Source organism: Halorubrum sp. Atlit-28R, assembly GCF_003665955.1.
In the GTDB taxonomy this organism is placed as follows: Archaea; Halobacteriota; Halobacteria; order Halobacteriales; family Haloferacaceae; genus Halorubrum; species Halorubrum tropicale.
Genome location: NZ_QPLS01000195.1, coordinates 1 through 476, shown reverse-complemented (window position 1 = coordinate 476; position 476 = coordinate 1). Strand labels below are relative to the sequence as shown.

The 476-nt window shown below is 50.2% G+C and carries 2 protein-coding genes; one reads left to right on the top strand and one right to left on the bottom strand.

The window, feature by feature from the left end; genetic code table 11:
- On the bottom strand, window positions 1–267 hold a 267-nt coding region (locus DVK06_RS17505; protein WP_199718799.1), incomplete at its 3' end, for a hypothetical protein.
- Window positions 268–329: 62 nt separating this feature from the next.
- On the opposite strand from DVK06_RS17505, the gene DVK06_RS19965 reads away from it, so the two are divergent.
- A partial coding sequence (locus DVK06_RS19965; RefSeq protein WP_369333411.1) for a DUF3460 family protein occupies window positions 330–476 on the top strand: 147 nt, incomplete at its 3' end.

Here is a 476-nt window from a genome sequence, read left to right as displayed (position 1 = left end):
ATCAATCAGCTTGCCATCCTTGCCGATGGTAAAAAACCAGGTACGATGCCCTGCCGGCCCTTTTGGGTACTCCAGCGTGCGGCTTCCGTCGGGTTCGTCGCGCACCGTATCAGGCTGGCCCATGACTGTGCGCACATCGCCTTCTGTCGAAATACCTTTGCTAAGCTTATCCAAACCAAACTCCTGAATCGGACGCCCTTGCTGATCGCAGGCGCCAATCAATAGTGTGAACATCGTCGCGAGGATGATACCAATCAACCGCTTCATATCGTTTCCTTTGCCAGAATCTGTCCTGAGACAGGGTAAAATAACGCCTGATTCCAACCTTGATGCCAAATAAGCTCATGAAATTTACCAAGCAACATCAGCAATATCAGTCTGAGTTTTCGCGGTTCATCAACGATTTCAAGAAGAAGAACCCTGAGATTGAGCTCAAGCAACAAATTGGCCGCGCGCTGCTGTGGGACAAAACGCCA